Genomic DNA, 21,295 nt, shown 5'->3' on the forward strand with positions numbered 1-21,295 from the left:
CGGCATCGGACCAGGGTATCGCCGCAGCCTCCGCCGTCATCGGGCCCCGAAAAACAACTCGCATGCCGGAACGTGAGCGCACCCGGCCAAAGGGTTCGCATGGTCTGCGACTAGGACGGCTTTGCATTTGACAGGATCGCAGAACCGCTCCAGCGGACAGCGTCCTAGAGCGATGCCGCGCCCTTCCTCGGTTCCTTGGCCCCCAGTCTGTCGAGCGCAAGCCGAACCTGGCGCAGATCGTCCTGCCAGCCGTCGTCGTCGCCCATCGGGCCCTCCGTCGCAGCCCGCTGCAGCCCGCGCGCCTCGGATTCGATCTTGCGCAATTCGGCGATCTTCTGGTCGGAAGTCAGGGAGCCGTCTTCGACGATCTCCAGTATCCTCATTTCCCTGAACGTGGCCATGGTGTTCCTCCTGCCTGATACCGACCACAACGCCGCGAGCAGGTCCCTGTTCCAGTCGGATCCTGGTTCCAGCGGGCACGCGACAGGCTCATCGAGGACGGCTACGCGCTCGAAAACGCCCGTGGTCATTCAGCCGGAAAGAACTGGACCGACCACACGCACGGTCCGCTTGCCGGCCCCTATCGACTGCGGCTAGGCGGCACCCGGAGCCTCGATATCGGATTCTGGAATTGCCGCGACGCTGCCGAGGTCCGACTTTGCCTGAGGTAAAGGGATGATGGCATTGGTCATGTTCGTGGGCGTCACCGTCCTGGCCGTCAGTTCGGCAACCCGCTGATAATAACGCTTGACGTCACAGGCCTTGAAATTGGCATCGTCACGATACCGGAAAGCTGCCGGCAACTCGGTGTATGGTTTGCGCGTGTCGAGCGCCACCATGCTGTCGGTTTCCTTGCTGATATCGCTCAGCGTGTAGAGATCGACCGCCGGATCGTCGCAGATGTAACGGCATTGATCGGCCATTTCCTTGAGATCGCCGCTGCCGGCGAATTGCGACTTTGGCGCGGGGAAGAAATACCCGTCCGAAAGGCGGACGCAAAACAGCATCGCATTGCCGCTGGTCGTGGCCCCGGCCGCCGCCGTCGCGGATTGGGCCTTCGGCGCCGGGCGCTCCTGCTTTGCCCCCGACGGACAGCCGAGCGCTGCGAACCGAGCCTGCGGGCCGGAATTGTCACGCCCGGAATTGGACGCAGTCGCGATCTGGCGCTGCACCTCAGTCTGGTTTCGAGCCAGGTCGGCGCAAGCGTTGAAGAAGCCGCCCGCGGCAGTTTGCGCGGTACACTTGCGCTGCCTCTCCAGGCCCTGAATCGCCGCGAGCTGGCGACGAAGCTGAGCCAGTGCCGGGCTCGCGCCTCCGCCGCGGCCAGCGGACAGCAACTGATTTCTGATCGCACCACAACTGTCCGCGTAGGAAGATGTTGTGCCGAACCCAAACGCAACGATCGATACCAGCGCGATCATCATGAAAAGACAGAAACGGGTCATCTGAATGCCACGATCCTTGTTGCCGATAGTCCGGAACCACGCTATTTCGACTTGAGTAAATTGCCACTAAATGAGATATACGTAACATTATAAGACTTCTGTCCGAGAAGAGCTTCATCTAGTGCAATATAATCCTGCCTGTAAATTCGATATTACATTTTTATTTCAAGATTGAGGCGAACCGGGAAGCAATGGAGACAGACCTGCGGCCGTCGGCAGGCCGTTGCGTCGAGCCATGCGATCAATCAGGCGTTACCGGTGTCTGGCCTTGAAACCTTTGCCCGCGCTGCTGCGTTCAAGGGCGAAGGAGAACGCAGATGTCGATCCACTTCACGGTATCGGAACTGACAAGAAACCTTTTTCACACTCTCGGGCTGGATCACGAACGTGCCCCGCGGCCGCTCAATCCCGAGCAAAATCTGTTGCTCGAGTGCTATCTGGCCGGGCAGATTCCGGAATCGGCCTGGAGCGACTATGTCTTCGAGACTCCGGACCTGGCACGGCATGCCGAAGTACGGCGGCTGAGCCGTTGATCCGGCGATCGGGGGAAAGACGTTCGACCCCGCTCTCCGATTCAGACGAACCAGCCAGGCTGCACGCTCATGCCCACTCCATGGCAGGCTTTTTTGGGTGTGCCGCTACTGTTTGGGCGAAACGAATTGCTGCGTGAACACGTTGCCGGCAATTCCTTGCGACAGTTCCGGCGATAAACTCAGCGGCGTGCAATTCTTCACCGCAGTTATTGCCGCATCGATGAACGACTGACGCGCCTTGTCGTCGCCGGCCACCTTGACGGCGGTTGGTCGCGGCTGTCCGATCAGAGTACCGTCGCGCTTGAAACTGAAGCTCAGGGTTACAGTCGAATTCCCGGAGTCGCCAGGCGGCGTCCAGCACGACTGGATCGCGGCCCCGACATCGTCCATGGTGTTGAGCGTTGCGGCAACCGATGTGCATACGACACCTGCCGACAGCACACCCGCAATCACCAGCTTTGCAATGCCTTTCATCGCAAGCCTCATCGTCACGACCAGCCGGCAATCCGCGTCGGACTGCCGGAATCGATGGTAGGGTCGATCGAGGCGATGGCAATATCCCTTGCCAAAAAGTTGTTCGGAGAGAGCCGAGCGCGAAGCCGCCGGGGCGCCTGGCCGTGGCCGATGCGAGCCAATGCCGAAAGCAAAAAGGCCGGCACTGAGCCGACCTTTCCTTTCCGCCTCGACGGTTGCGCCAGTACATCCGTGGTCGCGGGCCGAAAGCGAATTGTTTCCAGTAGACAGGCTATTGGTAAACCAAACCTTAACGTGCCGACCGTCTCACGCACCAAGCACGAATCGATAGCCGCGAAGATCGCCTCTTTGCGGTAGGATGGCCTATGCGACCGCCCTGAACTCGGCTTCCGGCATCGTCCCGAGCCCGGCGCACTCCGCGCACACCACGGTCTTTCCGGGACAACCGCTTTGATGCGTCCCATGCGGGCAGCAATGCCCTTTTGACGCATGCCATCTGGAGCAATCGAAAACCTTGCCGCCGCCATGGCAGTGCGCGCATGTCATCTTCACGGAAGTCATTCCAAACTCTACCCGAACCCAAAATCCGCGTTGCCGCGAAAGCTACCCCCCGCACGCAAGTATCAGAGATCGCAGTGCTTTCAAGCGCCGCGGCCTGACTTAAATTGGGTGGATTCGGGCATGGGAAATTCCCGGACTCTCGCCGGGCATTGCGCGCTCTTTCGAGGCATGCAGAGCCCATGCGGGTACTGGTCCGAAATCGTTGGATTGTCTGGAGATCAACGACCACGCCGTTGCTTGGTACGCCCAAGGGGAATCGAACCCCTGTTCCCGCCGTGAGAGGGCGGTGTCCTGACCGCTAGACGATGGGCGCGTTCAAGAACCGGCGATATAGGCTGACGGCCAGGAAAAAGCAACTGGGGTTCGGCGGCTTTACCGCATCGAATAAAAAGCGGTCCTCCGCGTTACCGCCTGGGCTCGATCAGGTCCCAGAGATTGCCATGGAGATCGACGAAAACGGCCACGGTACCATAGGGTTCGAAACGCGGCGCCTCGCGGAATTCGACGCCCTTGTCCAGCATGGCGGCATGGTCGCGGGCAAAGTCGTCGGTTTCGAGGAACAGGAAGACCCTCCCGCCGGTCTGGTTGCCGATGCTATTCCTCTGCGTCTCGTCGGACGCCTCGGCAAGGAGCAGCCTAGCGCCCTGCCCGTTGGCGGGCGCGACGACCACCCAGCGCTTGCCGCGGCCGAGATCGACATCCTCGAGCAGCAGAAAGCCCAACCGCCCGACATACCATGCGATCGCTTCGTCATAATCGGCGACGACCAGGGTCACGGTCGCGACACGGCGATGTTCGGCGAATCCGGTCATGTCTGCGGCAAGCTCGTTTGCGGCATTGCTGCCCGCCTATTTGTTGCGGATTGCAAAACGGCCGATCAGGCGGCGCTCGGCGATATCATAGACGAAGATCGCACGGCTGCCGTCGGCAAGCTCGGCATCGACAGAGAGACGATCGCCCGACAAGGACTGGCTGACCACCCTGGCGCCCACCGGCAGCACGATATCGCCGCTGGCCGGCTCGCCAGCCGTCGTCTGGACGTCGCCGGACAGCGGCGGGTTGGCCGATGGCGCCTTGCGGGCTTTGTAGACAAGGGCGCCGATCACCACCATAAGAGCAACAAACAAGAGGCCGAGATTGATGACCATGAAGCGGATGAGCTTGCCGCGCAGCTTGTCGACCTCGGGGTCAAGCGGCTTTTCCTGGTCTTCGTCGGCATCGGGCCGGGCCATGGCAAATATTCCGGAATGGTTTTTCGATGAGCGCTCATAGCGAAGAGGCCCCCGAATTGATAGAGGACCCGTTGATGGAGGCCGCGCCCACCTTGCTGGTCGCGGGCGCGGATGCGGCGGGCCAACGCCTGGACCAGTGGCTGGCAGCCGCCCTTGGCCCGGACATGTCACGCAGTCGCGTACAGATGCTGATCAGGCAAGGCGCCGTCGTCATCGACGGCAAGCCGGTCGACGAAACCAAACGCAAGATGAGCGCGGGCGAAAATGTGTCGGTCGCCATGCCGGAACCGGAACCGGCGCAGCCGCGGGGCGAGAACATAGCGCTCGACGTGCTCTACGAAGACGACGAGTTGATCGTCATCAACAAGCCGGCAGGGCTCGTCGTACACCCCGGCGCCGGTAACTGGACCGGCACCCTGGTCAATGCGCTGATCCACCATTGCGGCGACAGCCTGTCGGGCATTGGCGGGGTGCGCCGGCCGGGCATCGTCCACCGCCTCGACAAGGAGACCAGCGGCGTAATGGTGGTCGCCAAGACCGACCGCGCCCACAAGGCCCTGTCGGAAGCCTTTGCCGACCACGGCCTGACGGGCGACCTCGAACGCGCCTATCTGGCGCTGGTCTGGGGCATACCGCAGAGGCCGACCGGAACGATCGATGCGCCGCTTGGCCGCGCCGCCGACCGGGTGCGCCGCGCTGTCGTGCCGGAAGGCCGCGACGACGCGCGCCACGCCGTCACCCGCTTTGCCGTGCAGGAGCGTTTCGGCGAGGACCAGCGGGAATTCGCCACCGCAAGCCTCGTCGAATGTCGACTGGAAACCGGCCGCACCCACCAGATCCGCGTTCACATGGCCCATATCGGCCATCCCGTCATCGGCGACCCTGATTACGGCCTGGCGTTCCGCACCAAGGCCAATCGGCTGCCGGAGCCCTTGAAAAGTCAGGTCAAGGCATTTTCCCGACAAGCTTTGCATGCCTGGCTCCTTGCATTTCGGCATCCCACTACCCATCTAACGATGAGGTTCGAGGCACCGATGCCGAGGGATATGGAGAAACTCGTCGACGGCTTCAGCAAACTCTGAACCGACCATCAAAAAACCTGACTGTCATTGTTCACTTCAGCGTGACACACTGTTTCGTGTTGAACAAATGCCTGTCTTTTCTGGTTTTGTTCCTGTATAAGATCTGTTGTCGCGGGCGAGCCTTTTGGTGCTCGCGTCACATGCCCGCCGCGTTTCGGGGGCATCACTCCAATAGAGAGGGGGCGCTATCATGGCCCAGTCATTACCCAGTATCGTGTCCGGCGAAGGCGGCCTCAGCCGCTATCTCGAAGAAATCCGCCGCTTTCCCATGCTTCAGCCGCAGGAAGAGTACATGCTCGCCAAGCGTTATGCCGAGCATGAAGACACCACGGCCGCGCACAAGCTCGTCACCAGCCATCTCAGGCTCGTCGCCAAGATCGCCATGGGCTATCGCGGCTATGGCCTGCCGATCGGCGAAGTGATCTCGGAAGGCAATGTCGGCCTCATGCAGGCCGTCAAGAAATTCGAACCCGAGCGCGGTTTCCGCCTCGCCACCTACGCCATGTGGTGGATCAAGGCCTCGATCCAGGAATACATCCTGCGCTCGTGGAGCCTGGTCAAGATGGGCACGACCGCCAACCAGAAGCGTCTGTTCTTCAATCTCCGCAAGGTGAAGGGCAAGATCCAGGCGCTGGACGATGGCGACCTCAAGCCCGACCAGATCGCCGAGATCGCCACGCGGCTGAACGTTTCCGAGGCCGAAGTGGTGTCGATGAACCGCCGCCTGTCCGGCGACGCGTCACTCAACGCGCCGATCCGGGCGACGGAAGGCGAGTCCGGCGAATGGCAGGACTGGCTGGTCGACGACCACGAAAGCCAGGAAGAAATGCTGATCGAGCAGGACGAGCTGGAAAACCGGCGCGGCATGCTGTCGGGCGCGCTGGCCGTGCTCAACGACCGCGAGCGGCGCATCTTCGAGGCGCGTCGCCTCGCCGAGGAGCCACTGACGCTTGAGGAACTGTCGGCCGAGTTCGACATCAGCCGCGAGCGCGTTCGCCAGATCGAGGTGCGCGCCTTCGAAAAGGTGCAGGATGCCGTCAAGGCCGCCGCCAAGCGCCAGATGCAGGCGCTGCGCACCATCGAGGCACAGCCAGCGGCGTAAAGCCGGGATCGGCTACGAAACAAACGGCGGCGTCAGGAAACTGGCGCCGCCTTTTTGTACGCCGCAGCCGGAGCCACGGTTGCCTCAAAGCCCATCCAGCGGAAACTTGAGGTACCGCCGGCCATTGGGTTCAGGTTCCGGCAGCCGCCCGCCGTTCATGTTGACCTGCAGCGCATGCAGGATCAGTCGCGGCATCGGCAATGTGCGGTCGCGCGCCTCGCGCAGCGCGACGAACTCAGCCTCTGTGCGCGCGGCGACAAGATGGATGTTGGTGGCCCTCTGCGCTGCCACGGTGCTTTCCCACAGGGGCTCGCGGCCACCGGCCTGATAATCATGGCCGACGAAGACGCGCGTCTCGTCCGGCATCGCCAGGATGCCCTGGATCGAGCGCCAGAGCCGCGCGGCGCTGCCGCCGGGAAAATCCGTCCTCGCCGTGCCGCTGTCGGGCATGAACAGCGTGTCATGCACGAAGGCCGCATCCCCCACCACATAGGTGATCGACGCCAGCGTATGTCCGGGTGAGAACAGCACCTTGACCGGGAGGGTTCCGATCCGGAACGTCTCGCCCTCGGCGAACAGCCTGTCCCACTGCGTTCCGTCGGCAGGAAAATCCGGCCAGTTGTAGATGACCTTCCACAGCGCCTGGACGTCGACGATCCTGTCGCCGATCGCCATCGACGCTCCGGTCTTCTGTTTCAGGTAATGCGCCGCCGAGAAATGGTCGGCGTGCGGATGGGTGTCGAGGATCCATTCGAGCTCCAGCCCATTTTCCCCGACGAAATCGAGCAGGGCATCCGCGCTCCTCGTACCAGTTGCGCCGGATTTCTCGTCGAAATCAAGGATCGGATCGATGATGGCGCATCGCTTCGTCGCGGGGTCCGCGACGACATACTGGATGGCCCCGGTCGGCTTGTCATAGAAGCCGCTGACCAAAGGCCTGGCCAAAGCTACATCCACATCCGGCTCCCTTACCCCAAGGCCGGCAGGAACGATTTTCTCTACCGGAACCCATTGGGAGCATCGTTGTCCGCTCCTGCGGGCCAGTCAAGCATGACTTGGCTCGCAGGAGCGGAAAAGCCAAAAACTGTTCCGACACGCTGGCTTCAGGCGGAAGGCTGCTTGGTCTTCCTGAGATAGGGCAGGATGGTCTCGTAGGCGCCGAAGCGCTTGATTGCATCCTCGTTGGAAACGGCGGCCGTGATGATGACGTCCTCGCCCTGCTTCCAGTTCGCCGGCGTCGCCACCTGGTGCTTGGCGGTGAGCTGCATGGAATCGACCGCGCGCAGGATCTCGTCGAAGTTGCGCCCCGTCGTCATCGGGTAGGTCAGCACCAGCTTGATCTTCTTGTCCGGTCCGATGACGTAGACCGAGCGCACGGTAGCATTGTCGGCGGGCGTGCGGCCTTCCGAGGTTTCGCCGGCGCCGCCTGGCAGCATGTCATAGAGCTTGGCGACCTTGAGGTCCTTGTCGCCGATCAGCGGATAATGCACCGAATGGCCGGTCGCCGTCTTGATGTCGTCCTGCCATTTACCGTGGCTTTCGACCGGGTCGACCGAAATGCCGATGATCTTGACGTTGCGCTTCTTGAACTCACCCTCGAGCCCCGCCATCGTACCAAGCTCGGTCGTGCAGACCGGCGTGAAATTCTTCGGATGGCTGAACAGGATCGCCCAACCGTCGCCGATCCAGTCATGGAACTTGATGGTCCCTTGCGTGGTCTCGGCGGTGAAGTCCGGCGCGATGTCGTTGATACGAAGACTCATGACCTATCCCTACCCTTGTGAAATATAGCCGGCATTCTTTTGCCGGCCGGCGCCGGCACCTAATCGTACCACCGCAGCGTGACTGATTAAACGCCGGAGATGACGGCTATCGCCCGACGGGCAAAATTTTTCCGCGCCTGCGGGGCGAAAAATAGAGCGTGACATCGGGCATGAGACAGACGTCAGGGATCGGGGAGGCGCGCCTCAGGCCTTGTTGATCGCCAGCGACGTCGCCAGATCTTCCATGCGCTGCGCCAAGGCCCCGAGAGCGTTGGTCAGCACGCTGTCGCTCTTGTCGGCCTTGGTCAGCGCCTCGTCGCGCGTCTTGCGCAAGGTCAGCACCTCGCTCTCCATGCCCTTGACGCGCTTCTGCAGCTCGGAGAGCTCGTCCATCACCATGATGCCGGCCATGACGGTCAGCCGCTGGTCGCCGATCTCGCCAAAAGAATCCTTCAGATGCGAGACATAACGGTCGAAGCGTTCGGCGAGGTCGATCAGATGCTCTTCCTGGCCCTCGTCGCAGGCCATGCGGTACTGCTTGCCGTCGATTGAAACCGTGACCTGTGCCATCGGGCCAGCTCCTATCTGTCCAACACGGCGCGGATGGTTTCCATCGCGGTCACCAACCGTCGCGAAACTTCCTTGTTGGCGTCTTCCAGCCGTTCGGCGCGCGCTTCGGAATTGTCGAGCTCCTGCGCCAGCCGGGAGCGATCGGCATTCATCCGCTGCACTTCGGCCTCGGCTTCCGAATAGTCACGCTCATGCTCGAGCTTGGCCGCGACGGCGTTTTCCAGCCCTTCTATGGCCTTACCCAGCCTGGCGATTACTTCCTTGAGCGTGGTTTCCCCGGTCATGGCCTTCGTCCTGCCCTGCCCATCACCGAATCGTTCGCGTTCAGAACGCGTTATCCAGGAAACATTAGGCACCGGGTGAAGGCAACGTCAACAAAGCTCTCGCGACTGTCCCCCGCTAACGCTAAAGTAGGCCTGCCTGCGGCATCACAAGACCGGCAAATCTGCACCCGATTTGTTGACTAAAAGCCCGCGCCTGCTATGTGTCGCGCACCCTTTTCAAGGGCTCTCCCAAGCCCCCAAACCCCCACCCTGGAGGTACCATGACGTCGCGTGAACAACATGACCGGATGGCCAATGCGATCCGTTTCCTCTCCATGGACGCCGTCGAGAAGGCGAATTCCGGCCATCCCGGCCTGCCCATGGGCTGCGCCGACATCGCCACGGTGCTGTTCACCCGCTTCCTGAAATATGATCCCAAGGCCCCGCACTGGGCCGACCGCGACCGCTTCATCCTGTCGGCCGGCCATGGCTCGATGCTGCTCTATTCGTTGCTGCATCTGACTGGCTACGAAGACATGACCATCGACCAGATCAAGCACTTCCGCCAGCTGGGTTCGAAAACGGCCGGCCATCCCGAATACGGTCATGCCACGGGCATCGAAACCACGACCGGCCCGCTCGGCCAGGGCCTCGCCAATTCGGTCGGCTTCGCGCTCGGCGAGCGCATCATGAACGCCGCCTTCGGCAACGACCTCGTCGACCACTACACCTACGTGCTGGCCGGCGACGGCTGCCTGATGGAAGGTGTTTCCCAGGAAGCCATCGCGCTTGCCGGTCACCTCAAGCTCAACAAGCTGATCGTCTTCTGGGACAACAACAACATCTCGATCGACGGCCCGGTCTCGCTCGCCGACAACACCGACCAGGTCGCGCGCTTCCAGGCCTCCGGCTGGAACGCCAGCCACATTGATGGCACCGATCCCGAAGCCATCGCCTATGCCATCGAGGCCGCCCGCCATTCCGACAAGCCGACGATGATCGCCTGCAAGACGACCATCGGCTTCGGCGCGCCGACCAAGGCCGGCACCAACAAGGCGCACGGCTCGCCGCTCGGTGCCGACGAGATCGCCGGCGCGCGCAAGTTCTTCAACTGGGATTCTCCGCCCTTCGAAATCCCGGCCGACATCCTCGATGCCTGGCGCACCGCCGGCAAGGCCGGCGTCAAGGCGCGCACAGACTGGGAAGGCCGCCTCGCCAAGGCCGATCCGAAGCTGAAGGCAGAGTTCGAGCGCCGCACCGCGGGCAAGCTGCCGGCGAACTTCGACGCCGTCATCGTCGACTACAAGAAGAAGCTTACGGCCGACAAGCCGAAGGTCGCCACCCGCAAATCCTCGGAGATGGCGCTGGAAGTCATCAACGGCGCGGTACCGGAAACCATCGGCGGTTCGGCCGATCTGACCGGCTCCAACAACACCAAGACCAGCCAGACCAAGAACATCACGCCGGACGATTACGGCCAGCGCTATGTTCACTACGGCATTCGCGAGCATGGCATGGCCGCGGCCATCAACGGTTTGACGCTGCATGGCGGCCTCATCGCCTATGGCGGCACCTTCCTGTGCTTCTCCGACTATGCCCGCCCGTCGATGCGGCTTGCCTCGCTGATGGGCATCCGCTCGATCTTCGTCATGACCCATGATTCCATTGGTCTGGGCGAAGACGGCCCGACCCACCAGCCGGTCGAGCACATGGCGGCCCTTCGCGCCATTCCCAATCACAATGTGTTCCGTCCGGCCGACGCGGTCGAAACCGCTGAATGCTGGCAGATCGCGCTCGAATCCGAAAAGACGCCGTCGACGCTGGCGCTGACCCGTCAGAACCTGCCGACCGTGCGCACCGAGTTCACCGAAAACAACCTGAGCAGCCTGGGGGCCTATGAACTCGCCGCCGCCAGCGGTGAAGCCGCGGTGACGATCTTCGCCACTGGCTCCGAGGTCGAGATCGCGCTCGGCGCCCGCGACCTTCTGGAAAAGCATGGCCACCCGACCCGTGTCGTCTCGGTGCCTTGCTTCGAACTGTTCGACAAGCAGAGCGACGCCTATCGCAAGAAGACGATCGGTTCGGCACCGATCAAGATGGCGATCGAGGCCGGCATCCGCCAGGGCTGGGATCATCTCATCGGATCCGATGGCATCTTCATCGGCATGACCAGCTTCGGTGCCTCGGGCACCATCGAGCAGCTCTATCCGCATTTCGGTATCACCGCCGATGCGGCTGCCAAGGCAGCGGAAGCCCGCCTGCACGGCAAATGAGGCCCGGGCATGTCGCCCAAAAGTGTATAGCGGTTTTGGGATAACGACATGCACGAAACAAAATTACCGGCGAGATCGCGTGAAAAGCGGTTTCGCCGGACTGGCCTAACCTAATCGATTTAAATCTAGCCCGCTGCGGCTGGATTCTTCGCCCGTCCGCCGCTATGAAGCTGCGGACCAATCGTCTGCCTTCCAGCTCCCAGGGAGAGAACAATGACCGTCAGAGTTGCCATCAACGGATTTGGCCGCATCGGCCGCAACATCCTGCGTGCCATCCATGAGTCCGGCCGCAGGGACATCGATGTCGTCGCCGTCAACGATCTCGGCCCGGTCGAGACCAATGCCCACCTGCTGCGCTTTGACAGCGTGCACGGCCGTTTCCCCCATGAAGTGTCGGTCGACGGCGACCAGATCACCGTCGGCAGGGAGAAGTTCAAGGTCACCGCGATCAAGGACCCGACGCAATTGCCGTGGAAGGAACTCGGCGTCGACATCGCGCTCGAATGCACCGGCATCTTCACCGCCCGCGACAAGGCCGCCGCCCACCTGACCGCCGGCGCCAAGCGCGTGCTGGTCTCGGCGCCTGCCGACGGCGCTGATCTGACCGTCGTCTACGGCATCAACCACGACAAGCTGACCAAGGACCACATCGTCATCTCGAATGCGTCCTGCACCACCAACTGCCTGGCGCCGCTCGCGGCCGTCCTGCACGAGACGGTCGGCATCGAAAAGGGCATGATGACGACGATCCATTCCTACACTGGCGACCAGCCGACGCTGGACACCATGCACAAGGATCTCTACCGCGCCCGCGCCGCCGCCCTGTCGCAGATCCCGACCTCGACCGGTGCCGCCAAGGCCATCGGCCTCGTCCTGCCCGACCTCAAGGGCAAGCTCGACGGCATCTCGATCCGCGTGCCGACGCCGAATGTCTCGGTCGTCGACTTCAAGTTCATCGCCAAGCGTTCGACCACGGTACAGGAAATCAACGAGGCGGTGATCGCGGCCTCCAACGGCAAGCTGAAGGGCATCCTCGGCGTCACCCATCACCCGAACGTGTCGATCGACTTCAACCACGATCCGCGCTCCTCGATCATGGCGCTCGACCAGACCAAGGTGATGGACGGCAACTTCGTTTCGGTGTTGTCGTGGTACGACAATGAATGGGGCTTCTCCAACCGCATGGGCGACACCGCCGTCGCCTTCGGCAAGACCATCGCCTGATCGAAGATCCGTCTTCTCGACACTCGAAACGCCCGGCTTCGTCCGGGCGTTTTTCGTTTACCGGAGCAGCAGCGCGAAAATCAGCGGCGCTGGGCAAAAAACCACCCTCCCGCCTTGCACTGGTCACGCCTTCGCCCCACTCTGCCGTAAAGCCAGGAGGCAGAGGAATTCGAGGGGCAAATCACGGATGGAGCATGCGATCTATCTCGTCACGCTGGTTGGCACAGCGCTTGTCGTCGCCGCCGCGTTTTCGAGCCTGATCGCCTTCCGCTTCGGCGCCCCGCTCCTGCTCCTGTTTCTGTGCATCGGGCTCGCCACCGGAACCGACGGCCTCGGCATCCAGTTCGACAACGCCCGTATCGCCTATTTTGCCGGCTCACTGGCGCTCGCCGTCATCCTGTTCGATTCCGGTTTCGGCACGCCGCTCAACGCTTTGCGGCAGGCGGCAGGACCAGCCCTGTCGCTGGCGACCTTCGGCGTGCTTCTCACCACCGGCCTGTTCGGCGCCGCCGCCTACTACCTGCTCGACCTCAGCTGGCTGGAATCCTTCCTGCTCGGCGCCGCCGTCGCCTCGACCGACGCGGCCGCGGTGTTCTTCCTGCTGCGCGCCGGCGAGATCAATCTGCGCGAGCGCGTGCGCTCCACGCTCGAGGTGGAATCGGGCACCAACGATCCGATCGCCATCTTCCTGACCATCACGCTGGTCGAGGTCATCGCCGCCCATGCCAATCCCGAAGCCAATGTCCTGGTCACCAATCTGATCCTCGGCTTCCTCGTCAACATGGGCCTCGGCGCCATCGTCGGCGTGCTTGGCGGCCTCGCCATCGTACGCCTGGTCGATCGGCTCAACCTCGACCATGGCCTGCTGCCGATCTTCGTGCTGACCCTGTCACTGATGGTCTTCGCCGCCGCCGGCGCGATTGGCGGGTCGGGCTTCCTGGCCGTCTATATCGCCGGGCTCATCGCAGGCAATTCCGATATCCGCGCCGTCACCATCCTGAAGCGTTTCCAGGATGGCATGTCGTGGCTGGCGCAGATCATCATGTTCCTCATCCTCGGCCTGTTCGCGACGCCCTCGCAATTTCCAGCGATCATGGTGCCTGCGATAGCCCTTGGCCTGTTCCTGATGTTCATTGCCAGACCTGTCGCCGTGTGGCTTTGCCTGGTCCCGTTCCGCCTGCCGCGTCCCGAAGTCGCTTTCGTCTCCTGGGTCGGGCTGCGCGGTGCCGTATCCATCCTGCTCGCCATCACACCGCTGCTCGGCGGACTGGAGAACGGCCGCACCATCTTCAACGCCGCCTTCATCATCGTTCTGGTGTCGCTGGTCATCCAGGGCTGGACCGTCGGTCCGCTGGCGCGTCGCCTGGGCCTGATCGTGCCGGCGCGGCTCGGACCTCTGGACAAGGTCGAACTGGAGCTGCCCGGCTCCGCGCATCACGAACTCCTTGCCTATCGTGTGGCGCCAGGCAGCCCGGTGGCGCGCGGCGAGCGCATCCCGCGCTGGGCGCGGCCCTCGCTGGTACTGCGTGACGGCCGCTCGATGCGTTTCCAGGACATGGGCCGGCTCGCCGCCGGCGATCAGGTCTACATCTTCGTGCCCGACCGCTATCCGCGCCTGCTCGACAAGCTGTTCGCCAGCCGCGCCGTGGTCGATCCGGAGGATGCCGATTTCTTCGGCGCCTTCGCCGTCGACCCCGAACGCTCCGCCGCTGAACTGGAAGTCGCCTATGCGCCTGGTCTCACCGAGGCCGAGCAGAAGCAAACAGTCGGCGCGCTGGTCACGGCGCGGCTCGGCGGCCATGCCGAATATGCCGACCGGGTTCTGCTTGGCCCAATCGAGCTGATCGTCAGGGATGTCGACGACAAGGGCAGGATCACAGGTCTCGGCCTCTCTTTCGAGCCGACCGCACCGGTGGCGCGCGTGCCTGTCTTCCTGAGCGCCGGCGAGATCGGCGACCGTCTCGGTGCCTTTATCCGCAAGTGGCGCAAGCCGGCAGGGGCGCAGGTAACGGCACAGGCGGATGACGCCCCTGAGCCTCCGGTCGAGAAGGCATCGGCCGAAAGCTGACGAGGGCGATCGTTGCACCACCCCGACATAGGCCGGACGGTCTTCACGGACTATGTCCCCGCCCGTTTCAAAATTTCGCGTCCGACTCCGGCCAAAGCCTTGCATCGCCGCCGATGCGGGGTATGGTCCCGGCGATTTTCAGACGAAAGGGACCGGCATGGCTGCCTTCAAGACACTGGACGATATCGGCAACATCAGCGGCAAGCGCGTGCTGGTGCGCGTCGACCTCAACGTTCCCGTCACCGACGGCAAGGTCACCGACACCACCCGCATCGAACGCATCGCGCCGACCATCGCCGAATTGTCCGGCAAGGGTGCCAAGGTCATCCTGCTCGCCCATTTCGGCCGTCCCAAGGATGGTCCTTCGCCGGAATTCTCGCTGGAGCCGATTGCCAGGGCAACCGCTGAGGTGCTCGGCCGCCCCGTCGACTTCGCCAGCGATTGCGTCGGCGACACGGCAGGCAGCGCTGTCGCCGCCATGGACAAGGGCGACGTGCTGCTCCTGGAAAACACCCGCTTCTACAAGGCCGAGGAGAAGAACGATCCCGCCTTCACCGAACGGCTCGCCGCCAATGGCGACATCTTCGTCAACGATGCCTTCTCGGCCGCCCACCGCGCCCATGCCTCGACCGAAGGGCTGGCGCACCTGTTGCCCTCCTTTGCCGGCCGCACCATGCAGGCCGAACTCGAGGCACTGGAGAAGGGCCTGGGCAATCCGGTGCGTCCGGTCGTCGCCATCGTCGGCGGCGCCAAGGTCTCGACCAAGATCGACCTGTTGATGAACCTGGTGAAGAAAGTCGACGCGCTGGTCATCGGCGGTGGCATGGCCAACACCTTCCTCGCCGCGCGCGGCACTGATGTCGGCAAGTCGCTGTGCGAGCATGACCTGGCCCCGACCGCCAAGCAGATCATGATCGAAGCCGCCGAGGCCGGCTGCGCCATCATCCTGCCGGTCGACGGCGTCGTCGCCAAGGAATTCAAGGCGGGTGCGGCCTGCGAGACCGTCGCCATCTCTGACGTGCCAGCCGATGGCATGATCCTCGATGTCGGCGCCAGAACCGTGACGACGATCGCCGAGTGGATCGATCGTGCGGCGACGCTGGTCTGGAACGGTCCGCTCGGCGCCTTCGAGATCGAGCCGTTCGATCACGCCACGGTGGCTGCGGCCAAGCATGCGGCCGCGCGTACAAAGGCCGGCAAGCTGGTTTCGGTCGCCGGCGGCGGCGACACGGTGGCGGCGCTCAACCATGCCGGTGTCGCCGACGACTTCACCTATGTCTCGACCGCCGGCGGCGCCTTCCTGGAGTGGATGGAAGGCAAGCCCTTGCCCGGCGTCGACGTGCTCAAGCGCTGAGGCGGTCGGCGGCTCGCCGACAATCCGATCAACTCGAGGGGAGCCGGCGGCAGCGCCGGCGACTTTCAATCGATTCGAGCTTTCCGGCATCATTCCTTTGGCGGTAGAGTTCCGTTAAACGCGAACGATACCGTCAAGGAGAGCAACCATGAGCGAACGTCTCGAAGACATTGCCGCCGCGATCGTGGCCAACGGCAAGGGCCTACTGGCCGCCGACGAAAGCTCCGGCACGATCAAGAAGCGCTTCGACGTCATCGGCGTCGAATCGACCGCCGACAGCCGCCGCGACTATCGCGAGATGATGTTCCGCGCCAAGGACGCGATGACCAAATACATTTCCGGTGTCATCCTCTATGACGAGACGATCCGCCAGAAGGCCGCCGACGGGACGCCGCTGGTCGACATCATCAAGGCATCAGGCGCCATTCCCGGCATCAAGGTCGATGTCGGTGCCAAGCCGCTGGCCGGCTTTCCCGGCGACACCATCACCGAAGGCCTCGACGGCCTGCGCGTGCGCCTTGCCGACTATTACAAGCTCGGCGCCCGCTTCGCCAAATGGCGCGCGGTGATCGACATCGACACGACCAGGGGCGTGCCCTCGGCCACCTCGATCGGCGCGAACACCCATGCGCTCGCCCGTTATGCCGCCCTTTGCCAGGAAGCCGGCATCGTGCCGATCGTCGAGCCTGAAGTGCTGATGGACGGCGCCCACGACATCGACACCTGCTACGAGGTTTCCAAGGCGACGCTGACAAGGCTCTACGACGAACTCTATGCCGCCCGTGTCGTGCTCGAAGGCACGATCCTGAAACCCAACATGGTGCTCTCGGGAAAGAAATCGGGTACGGTGGACAGCCCCGAGCAAGTCGCCGAAAGAACCATAAAACTGTTCCGCGAGACGGTGCCGGCGGCGGTGCCTGGCATCGCCTTCCTCTCCGGCGGCCAGGAGGACGAGGAGGCGACCGCCAACCTCAATGCCATCAACGCCATCGGCCCGCATCCGTGGAAGCTGACCTTCTCCTATGGCCGCGCGCTGCAGGCCGCGCCGCAGAAGGCCTGGAGCGGCAAGGCCTCGAACGTCGCCGCCGGCCAGGCCGCCTTCACCCACCGTGCCCACATGAATCACCTGGCGGCACTGGGTAAATGGAAGGCGAGCCTGGAACAGGCTGCCTGAAGACCACCTGCCACCCTTCCCTTCAAACCCGGGCCGACATGCCCGGGTTTTTTGTTTTGGCGCACCGGCCTTGGGGCAAGGCGTTCGCATTCTTATTTGCTCTGGGCATTCCTGGCAGCGGCGATGTCGGCTTGCGCCCATCCCGTACGTCCTTGGGATGCAGACAGGGAGAAGTTCATGCATCGCAACAAGGTCGTTTCGCGCGAAGATTGGTTCGAGGCTCATAAGGCACATCTGGCCCGCGAGAAGGAACTGACACGGTTACGCGAGCGCGTTGCGGCCGAGCGGCGCGAACTGCCCTGGTTGAAAATCCGCAAGGACTATGTCTTCGAAACCGAACAGGGGCCGAAGAAACTTTCCGACCTGTTCGGCGCCAACAGCCAGCTGATCGTCTACCATTTCATGTTTGGACCGGGATGTACGCATCATTGCGAGGGCTGCTCGTTCCTTGCCGACCATATAGACGGAGCCAATCAGCATCTGAGGCATCACGATGTCTCGGTGGTCGTGGTTTCACGCGCGCCGCTGGCGGAACTGCTGCCCTACAAGCAGCGCATGGGCTGGAAGTTCGACTGGGTGTCGTCCTATGCGTCGGATTTCAACTTCGACATGCAGGTTTCCTTCACCGACAGGCAGATCGCGGCTGGCGACACCACCTATAATTTCGAAACCCGTCCCCGGACATCGAAGGAGCTCCCCGGCATCAGCGTTTTCTACAGGGACGAGAACGGCGACACCTTCCTGACATTCGTTTCGCGTGCCCGCGGCGGCGAACAACTGATCGGCGCCTACCACTATCTGGACCTGACGCCGAAGGGCCGCGATGAGACCGGCCTCTATCGCAACCTGATGGATTGGGTGCGGCTGCACGACGAATATGCAGGCGAGCCGCAAGCGGAGCGCGATCGCCACGACGGCTAGAGTCCACCGAAGTGCGGAGCGGTTTTGCGTTCGGAATAGCGTAAAGCAAAGGGGTAGAGCGTTCGAGGCGATTCTGTTTTCGCCGGAAATGCTCGTTCACCTCGCCCGTGACATGCATTAGATGCTGGTCGCAAACCAGCTCAATGGACCAGCGATGCGACGCTTTCCGACCATTCTCACCTGGCTCGCCTTCCCTGTCTATGTCTGGCAGGGGCTGGGCGTGCGCCGCCGCACCTCGCGCATGCTGCCGGCGCGAGGCCCGGTCATGCACGATCTCGCCGGCAAGCCGCCGGTGATCTCGCTGCTGGTGCTGGGCGATTCCTCAGCCGCGTCGGTCGGCATCGGCAATTCCGAAAACGGACTTGCCGCGCAGCTCGCCGTCCTGATTGCACAGCGCACCGGCAGCGCTGTGCGCTGGCGTGCAGCCGGCTTCAATTCGGCGACATCGGGCCAGATTCGCGACCATGTCCTGCCCAATCTGTCGGCCGATCCGTGGACGCACATCGTGCTCGCCATCGGCACCAACGATACCAAGAACTTCCATTCAGTACCGCGTTTCAAGAAGGAGTTCGGCGGCCTGCTCTATGCGCTGCGCGCCAAATGGCCGGAGGCGCGCGTGGTATGGTCACCGGTGCTGGAGTTCACGCGTGCGCCGGCCATGCCGTCGCTGCTCGGCAAGATCCTCGAGATCCGCGCCACCGCGATGAACCGGATGGGCGAACGCCTCTGCCTGGAACGTGGCGCGGTGCCGGCGCCGCGCCTGCCGATCACCAATCCCGAGGCCGGTTTTGCCTCCGACGGGTTCCATGCCTCGGAGGCCGGCTACCGGGCCTGGGCGGAACATCTCGTCGGCCCTGTGCTTGCGGACTGAAAGCCGACGACAGGTGTCGCGAGGGCCTATGTCAAATGCCCGAGCACGGCCGCCAGCGAGATTGCCGCCATGGCGAGCAATGCCAATTTCCAGAAATCGGCGCGGCGCTTGAGCCCGGGCCAACCGACCGGCTTGATGATCTGGATCACCATGAACCCGACAATGACAAGGGCGAGGAGTTTGGTCATGCCGCCTTTGACCAGCAACGCTGTCACCTGTCAAAGCGGTTCGTTCCGTCTCCGGGAAAGAAAGGGCGCCGCGATCCCGGACCGGAACGCGGCGCCCGCCTTGACCGCGCAGCGATCTACTTCAGCGGTTTGAGGCCAGCCTCGATCGAAGCGCGTTTTGCCTCCAGGAACGGCGGCAGGGCCAGGCTTTCGCCGAGCGTTTCCAGCGGCTCGTCGGCGGTGAACCCCGGTCCGTCGGTGGCGATCTCGAACAGGATGCCGTTCGGCTCACGGAAATAGAGCGAGCGGAAGTAGTAGCGCTCGACCTCGCCGCTCGACGGCAGCCGGAATTCGGCCAGGCGTGCCGTCCATTGATGCAACGTCTCCTGGTCGGGCGCCCTGAAGGCAACATGATGAACCGCACCGGCGCCTTGCCTAGCCGGCGCAATCCCAGGCTGCACGGCTATATGAAGCTCCGCCGCCGGCCCGCCCGCGCCCATTTCGAAGACGTGGACCTGGCCCTCACCGTCCGGCGAAGCATAGTCGCGGGCCTTACGCATGTTCATCACGCTGGTCAGCACCGCCTCGGTGTTGGTGATGTCGGGAACACTGATGCCGATCGGCCCGAGCCCGCGGATCTGATGCTCCGCCGGCACCGGGCTCTGCGCCCAGGGATGGCTGCCGCCCTTGCCGCCATCGCTGACGAGCCGCAGACGCTGGCCCTCGGGATCTTCAAAATCCAGGCTGGGATAGCCGCCGATATCGGTAATCTCTCCTGTCACGATGCCTTCGCTGGCAAGGTGCTGCTGCCACCAGGCAAGGCTCTGCCGGCTGCCGACCCTGAGGCTGGTCCGCGCGATGCTGTGCGTGCCGCGCCGTTCGCGGCCGATCGGCCAGTCGAAGAAGGTGAGGTCGGTACCCGGCGTTGCCTCGCCGTCGGCATAAAAGAGGTGGTAGGCCGATGTGTCGTCCTGGTTCACCGTCTTCTTGACCAGCCGCAGCCCCAGCACCCTCGTGTAGAAGTGAAGATTGCCGGGCGCATTGGCGGTGATGGCGGTCAGATGGTGAATTCCCGTCAGTTGCAGGCTCATGGTCGTCTCCCTGTTTTTGGGGAAGGATTTTCTCCCTTCATATCAGAACTCCCGTCACGCCGCTGAAGGCCGCCTATCCCGACAGTCCGTCACCAATCGATGGACAATACTGCCCCGATTGGTCTCCTCATGGTGAACAATCCGCGCTCGCCTGACCCGTCACGGCAAGAACGGAACTGTCGTCGCACGACCTGCCATCCTCCTGACAGACTGCTGTCAGGAGGGGTGTGCGATATTGTTTCCAGTTAGAGAGAGGAGATTGGTCATGAACGGTTTTACCATTCTGCGTGGCATGCAGCACTATGTCGGCAAGATCCGCACGATGCGCAACGAGATCCGGACCCAGCGGTTCATGAACGCGCTGCCCGCCGACATTCGCAAGGATATCGGCTGGCCAGACATGTATGCCGAGCGTCGCCATCACGGCAATTGAGGCAGAATTTTCAACGCGGCGGTTGGATGCTGACCCGTCAGCACCCAGATATCAGGTCCGGCGCGCGAGGGATGGAGCGAGTTCATGCCCGATCAGAAGACAATCGGCTTTCTGTTCATCGAAGGTTTTGCCGACTGGGAATACGGGCTGCTGGCGGCCTCGGCGGTCGAATGGTTCGGCGCTCGCGCCGTGTCGGTTACGCCCGAAGGCAAGCCGGTCACCGGAATCAGCGGCTTTCGGCTGACGCCAGACCGGTCGGCCAGCGTCGATGAGAATACCGATCTCGATGCCGTGGCCGTCATCGGTTCCGACCAGTGGGCGGGCAAGGCGCCGCCGGATGCTTCCGAACTGCTGACGGCCGTCGCCAGGCGCGGCGGTGTCGTTGGCGGCATCTGTGCGGGTACGCTGGCGCTGGCCCGCGCCGGCATGTTCGAGAACGCCAAGCACACCAGCAACGGCCGCGACTGGATCAACCGTCACGAGGCCGGCTATGCCGGCGAGGGCAACTATCAGGACGTGCCGCATGCGGTGGCTGACGGCAGGATCGTTTCCGCGCCGGGTTCGGCGCCCGGCACCTTCGCCCTTGCCTTCCTGCGGACGCTCTACCCCTCTAGAGGCAGCGAACTCGCGCAGATGCGGACGCTATTCGCCAAGGAGTATGCTGAAGCCTCCTGACAGTATGCTGTCAGGAGGT

The 21,295-nt window shown here is 63.0% G+C and carries 23 protein-coding genes and 1 tRNA gene; 12 read left to right on the forward strand and 12 right to left on the reverse strand.

What is annotated here, in order from left to right; genetic code table 11:
- Positions 1-164: 164 nt before the first annotated feature.
- Entirely contained in the window at positions 165-401 is a 237-nt protein-coding gene (locus tag FJW08_RS06200; protein WP_140754557.1) for a hypothetical protein, read from the reverse strand.
- A 192-nt stretch (positions 402-593) separates the two neighbouring features.
- On the reverse strand, positions 594-1,424 hold the full coding sequence (locus FJW08_RS06205; protein WP_246682220.1) for a DUF2865 domain-containing protein: 831 nt from the start codon (positions 1,422-1,424) through the stop codon (positions 594-596).
- 338 nt (positions 1,425-1,762) lie between these two features.
- Here FJW08_RS06205 and FJW08_RS06210 point away from each other — a divergent pair, with 338 nt between their 5' ends.
- Complete coding sequence (locus FJW08_RS06210) at positions 1,763-1,978, forward strand: hypothetical protein (RefSeq protein WP_140754559.1); 216 nt, start codon at positions 1,763-1,765, stop codon at positions 1,976-1,978.
- A 105-nt stretch (positions 1,979-2,083) separates the two neighbouring features.
- Here the strand turns inward: FJW08_RS06210 and FJW08_RS06215 are convergent, their stop codons facing one another.
- From FJW08_RS06215 to FJW08_RS06230, 4 genes are all read right to left on the reverse strand, one after another.
- Positions 2,084-2,452 (reverse strand): cell envelope integrity protein TolA, encoded by a 369-nt coding sequence (locus FJW08_RS06215; protein ID WP_140809660.1) that lies wholly within the window; start codon positions 2,450-2,452, stop codon positions 2,084-2,086.
- A 799-nt stretch (positions 2,453-3,251) separates the two neighbouring features.
- Positions 3,252-3,326: transfer RNA gene (locus FJW08_RS06220), tRNA-Glu, on the reverse strand.
- Positions 3,327-3,417: 91 nt separating this feature from the next.
- A complete protein-coding gene (locus FJW08_RS06225; RefSeq protein ID WP_140809662.1) occupies positions 3,418-3,825 on the reverse strand; it encodes a VOC family protein in 408 nt (135 codons plus the stop codon).
- Positions 3,826-3,861: 36 nt separating this feature from the next.
- Positions 3,862-4,245: a fimbrial protein gene (locus FJW08_RS06230; protein WP_140809664.1), complete on the reverse strand. Its 384-nt coding sequence runs from the start codon at positions 4,243-4,245 to the stop codon at positions 3,862-3,864.
- 26 nt (positions 4,246-4,271) lie between these two features.
- Between FJW08_RS06230 and FJW08_RS06235 the strand changes: the two genes are divergently transcribed.
- Together FJW08_RS06235 and rpoH are read left to right on the forward strand one after the other, a co-directional pair.
- Complete coding sequence (locus FJW08_RS06235; protein ID WP_140809666.1) at positions 4,272-5,327, forward strand: RluA family pseudouridine synthase; 1,056 nt, start codon at positions 4,272-4,274, stop codon at positions 5,325-5,327.
- A 190-nt stretch (positions 5,328-5,517) separates the two neighbouring features.
- A complete protein-coding gene (gene rpoH, locus FJW08_RS06240) occupies positions 5,518-6,429 on the forward strand; it encodes an RNA polymerase sigma factor RpoH (protein WP_015315375.1) in 912 nt (303 codons plus the stop codon).
- A gap of 84 nt (positions 6,430-6,513) precedes the next feature.
- Here rpoH and FJW08_RS06245 read toward each other — a convergent pair whose 3' ends face one another.
- From FJW08_RS06245 to FJW08_RS06260, 4 genes are all read right to left on the reverse strand, one after another.
- On the reverse strand, positions 6,514-7,386 hold the full coding sequence (locus tag FJW08_RS06245; RefSeq protein WP_140809668.1) for an MBL fold metallo-hydrolase: 873 nt from the start codon (positions 7,384-7,386) through the stop codon (positions 6,514-6,516).
- A gap of 146 nt (positions 7,387-7,532) precedes the next feature.
- The gene (locus FJW08_RS06250) at positions 7,533-8,192 is read right to left on the reverse strand and encodes a peroxiredoxin (protein ID WP_140509714.1); all 660 of its coding nucleotides are present in this window, start codon (positions 8,190-8,192) and stop codon (positions 7,533-7,535) included.
- 204 nt (positions 8,193-8,396) lie between these two features.
- Positions 8,397-8,762 carry a cell division protein ZapA gene (locus tag FJW08_RS06255; protein WP_140754571.1) on the reverse strand — a complete coding sequence of 122 codons (366 nt, stop codon included), beginning with the start codon at positions 8,760-8,762 and terminating at the stop codon, positions 8,397-8,399.
- Between the two features lie 11 nt (positions 8,763-8,773).
- Entirely contained in the window at positions 8,774-9,046 is a 273-nt protein-coding gene (locus tag FJW08_RS06260) for a DUF4164 domain-containing protein (RefSeq protein WP_006200774.1), read from the reverse strand.
- Between the two features lie 260 nt (positions 9,047-9,306).
- On the opposite strand from FJW08_RS06260, the gene tkt reads away from it, so the two are divergent.
- The 7 genes from tkt (at position 9,307) to FJW08_RS06295 (ending at position 18,910) form a co-directional block, all read left to right on the forward strand.
- A complete protein-coding gene (tkt, locus tag FJW08_RS06265) occupies positions 9,307-11,298 on the forward strand; it encodes a transketolase (protein ID WP_140809670.1) in 1,992 nt (663 codons plus the stop codon).
- Positions 11,299-11,511: 213 nt separating this feature from the next.
- Positions 11,512-12,522: a type I glyceraldehyde-3-phosphate dehydrogenase gene (gap, locus tag FJW08_RS06270; protein ID WP_140809673.1), complete on the forward strand. Its 1,011-nt coding sequence runs from the start codon at positions 11,512-11,514 to the stop codon at positions 12,520-12,522.
- A gap of 187 nt (positions 12,523-12,709) precedes the next feature.
- Entirely contained in the window at positions 12,710-14,590 is a 1,881-nt protein-coding gene (locus FJW08_RS06275) for a potassium/proton antiporter (RefSeq protein WP_140754577.1), read from the forward strand.
- A 157-nt stretch (positions 14,591-14,747) separates the two neighbouring features.
- On the forward strand, positions 14,748-15,944 hold the full coding sequence (locus tag FJW08_RS06280) for a phosphoglycerate kinase (protein ID WP_140809675.1): 1,197 nt from the start codon (positions 14,748-14,750) through the stop codon (positions 15,942-15,944).
- A gap of 148 nt (positions 15,945-16,092) precedes the next feature.
- A complete protein-coding gene (locus FJW08_RS06285; RefSeq protein WP_140809677.1) occupies positions 16,093-17,118 on the forward strand; it encodes a class I fructose-bisphosphate aldolase in 1,026 nt (341 codons plus the stop codon).
- Positions 17,119-17,295: 177 nt separating this feature from the next.
- The gene (locus FJW08_RS06290) at positions 17,296-18,039 is read left to right on the forward strand and encodes a thioredoxin family protein (RefSeq protein ID WP_140809679.1); all 744 of its coding nucleotides are present in this window, start codon (positions 17,296-17,298) and stop codon (positions 18,037-18,039) included.
- Positions 18,040-18,193: 154 nt separating this feature from the next.
- Complete coding sequence (locus tag FJW08_RS06295; RefSeq protein WP_140809681.1) at positions 18,194-18,910, forward strand: SGNH/GDSL hydrolase family protein; 717 nt, start codon at positions 18,194-18,196, stop codon at positions 18,908-18,910.
- 26 nt (positions 18,911-18,936) lie between these two features.
- On the opposite strand, the gene FJW08_RS06300 is transcribed toward FJW08_RS06295, so the two are convergent.
- A complete protein-coding gene (locus tag FJW08_RS06300; protein ID WP_140754587.1) occupies positions 18,937-19,098 on the reverse strand; it encodes a hypothetical protein in 162 nt (53 codons plus the stop codon).
- Positions 19,099-19,214: 116 nt separating this feature from the next.
- Positions 19,215-20,168: a ring-cleaving dioxygenase gene (locus tag FJW08_RS06305; protein WP_140809683.1), complete on the reverse strand. Its 954-nt coding sequence runs from the start codon at positions 20,166-20,168 to the stop codon at positions 19,215-19,217.
- 265 nt (positions 20,169-20,433) lie between these two features.
- Between FJW08_RS06305 and FJW08_RS06310 the strand changes: the two genes are divergently transcribed.
- Both FJW08_RS06310 and FJW08_RS06315 read left to right on the forward strand, forming a co-directional pair.
- Positions 20,434-20,601 (forward strand): hypothetical protein, encoded by a 168-nt coding sequence (locus tag FJW08_RS06310; RefSeq protein WP_015315361.1) that lies wholly within the window; start codon positions 20,434-20,436, stop codon positions 20,599-20,601.
- 84 nt (positions 20,602-20,685) lie between these two features.
- Positions 20,686-21,276: a DJ-1/PfpI family protein gene (locus FJW08_RS06315; protein WP_140809685.1), complete on the forward strand. Its 591-nt coding sequence runs from the start codon at positions 20,686-20,688 to the stop codon at positions 21,274-21,276.
- The last annotated feature ends 19 nt before the right edge of the window (positions 21,277-21,295 follow it).

Source organism: Mesorhizobium sp. B3-2-1, assembly GCF_006439515.1.
Lineage (GTDB): Bacteria > Pseudomonadota > Alphaproteobacteria > Rhizobiales > Rhizobiaceae > Mesorhizobium.

Bases quoted from the DNA above. Each gene is read 5' to 3' on its own strand.
- FJW08_RS06200 (WP_140754557.1), bottom strand. From the start codon at position 401: ATGGCCACGTTCAGGGAAATGAGGATACTGGAGATCGTCGAAGACGGC.
- FJW08_RS06205 (WP_246682220.1), bottom strand. From the start codon at position 1,424: ATGATGATCGCGCTGGTATCGATCGTTGCGTTTGGGTTCGGCACAACA.
- FJW08_RS06210 (WP_140754559.1), top strand. From the start codon at position 1,763: ATGTCGATCCACTTCACGGTATCGGAACTGACAAGAAACCTTTTTCAC.
- FJW08_RS06215 (WP_140809660.1), bottom strand. From the start codon at position 2,452: ATGAAAGGCATTGCAAAGCTGGTGATTGCGGGTGTGCTGTCGGCAGGT.
- FJW08_RS06225 (WP_140809662.1), bottom strand. From the start codon at position 3,825: ATGACCGGATTCGCCGAACATCGCCGTGTCGCGACCGTGACCCTGGTC.
- FJW08_RS06230 (WP_140809664.1), bottom strand. From the start codon at position 4,245: ATGGCCCGGCCCGATGCCGACGAAGACCAGGAAAAGCCGCTTGACCCC.
- FJW08_RS06235 (WP_140809666.1), top strand. From the start codon at position 4,272: ATGAGCGCTCATAGCGAAGAGGCCCCCGAATTGATAGAGGACCCGTTG.
- rpoH (WP_015315375.1), top strand. From the start codon at position 5,518: ATGGCCCAGTCATTACCCAGTATCGTGTCCGGCGAAGGCGGCCTCAGC.
- FJW08_RS06250 (WP_140509714.1), bottom strand. From the start codon at position 8,192: ATGAGTCTTCGTATCAACGACATCGCGCCGGACTTCACCGCCGAGACC.
- FJW08_RS06255 (WP_140754571.1), bottom strand. From the start codon at position 8,762: ATGGCACAGGTCACGGTTTCAATCGACGGCAAGCAGTACCGCATGGCC.
- FJW08_RS06260 (WP_006200774.1), bottom strand. From the start codon at position 9,046: ATGACCGGGGAAACCACGCTCAAGGAAGTAATCGCCAGGCTGGGTAAG.
- tkt (WP_140809670.1), top strand. From the start codon at position 9,307: ATGACGTCGCGTGAACAACATGACCGGATGGCCAATGCGATCCGTTTC.
- gap (WP_140809673.1), top strand. From the start codon at position 11,512: ATGACCGTCAGAGTTGCCATCAACGGATTTGGCCGCATCGGCCGCAAC.
- FJW08_RS06275 (WP_140754577.1), top strand. From the start codon at position 12,710: ATGGAGCATGCGATCTATCTCGTCACGCTGGTTGGCACAGCGCTTGTC.
- FJW08_RS06280 (WP_140809675.1), top strand. From the start codon at position 14,748: ATGGCTGCCTTCAAGACACTGGACGATATCGGCAACATCAGCGGCAAG.
- FJW08_RS06285 (WP_140809677.1), top strand. From the start codon at position 16,093: ATGAGCGAACGTCTCGAAGACATTGCCGCCGCGATCGTGGCCAACGGC.
- FJW08_RS06290 (WP_140809679.1), top strand. From the start codon at position 17,296: ATGCATCGCAACAAGGTCGTTTCGCGCGAAGATTGGTTCGAGGCTCAT.
- FJW08_RS06295 (WP_140809681.1), top strand. From the start codon at position 18,194: ATGCGACGCTTTCCGACCATTCTCACCTGGCTCGCCTTCCCTGTCTAT.
- FJW08_RS06300 (WP_140754587.1), bottom strand. From the start codon at position 19,098: ATGACCAAACTCCTCGCCCTTGTCATTGTCGGGTTCATGGTGATCCAG.
- FJW08_RS06305 (WP_140809683.1), bottom strand. From the start codon at position 20,168: ATGAGCCTGCAACTGACGGGAATTCACCATCTGACCGCCATCACCGCC.
- FJW08_RS06310 (WP_015315361.1), top strand. From the start codon at position 20,434: ATGAACGGTTTTACCATTCTGCGTGGCATGCAGCACTATGTCGGCAAG.
- FJW08_RS06315 (WP_140809685.1), top strand. From the start codon at position 20,686: ATGCCCGATCAGAAGACAATCGGCTTTCTGTTCATCGAAGGTTTTGCC.